General features: G+C 33.0%; 1 protein-coding gene. It reads left to right on the top strand.

Going from position 1 to position 745, the window contains the following annotated elements; all coding sequences use genetic code 11:
• A partial coding sequence (locus ABES52_RS16755) for a GNAT family N-acetyltransferase (RefSeq protein WP_429652458.1) occupies window positions 1–745 on the top strand: 745 nt, incomplete at both ends.

Genomic DNA, 745 nt, shown 5'->3' with positions numbered 1-745 from the left:
ATTATTCAAAGGAATACGTCCATTTATTTGCTGATGTAGAAGATGGGGTACCGGAAGCCGTTTATTATGAATATAAGGACGGAAAAGTATTTTATCCATTTATTAAACGAAAGATTCCCTTAAAGGAAGGATATTATGATATCGTAACTCCATACGGTTATGGTGGTCCGGTATTAGATGGGGATCGAAGTGTCATTACACCATTCTACAGCCAATTTAAGAGGGATTGTATCGATCATAACATCATTACTGAAACCATTAGATTTCATCCTTTACTGAAAAATCATGAATATATGAAGGATGTAATGACTGTAGATTATATCCGAAAAACAACAGCAGTAAACTTGACTCTTCCATTAGAAGAAATTAGAAAAAATTACGCATCTAACAATAAAAGAAATATTAAAAAAGCCAATAAAGAAGGAGTTCAAGCATTGGTTTCAAAGAATAAAGATGATATAGAAGTTTTTAGGGATTTATATTATGAAACGATGGATCGTAACAATGCCTCAAGCTATTACTATTTTGATAAATCCTATTTTTACCGCCAAATGGATGAAACCATGCTCAGTAAAACATACCTTCTAATTGCAAAATATAAGGAGCAAATTATTGCTGGTATCATTTTATTGATTGGCAAGGAATATGCCCATTATCATTTAGGTGCCTCCAAAACAGAATACCTCCCTTTAAGACCGAATAACTTGTTATTTGATGCGATGGTAGAACTCTCGAAATCTCTTGG

The organism is Aeribacillus pallidus, assembly GCF_050478865.1.
In the GTDB taxonomy this organism is placed as follows: domain Bacteria; phylum Bacillota; class Bacilli; order Bacillales; family JACDOC01; genus JACDOC01.
Note: the sequence above shows the minus strand (reverse complement) of the source record. Positions and strands in the feature narration are given on the sequence as shown.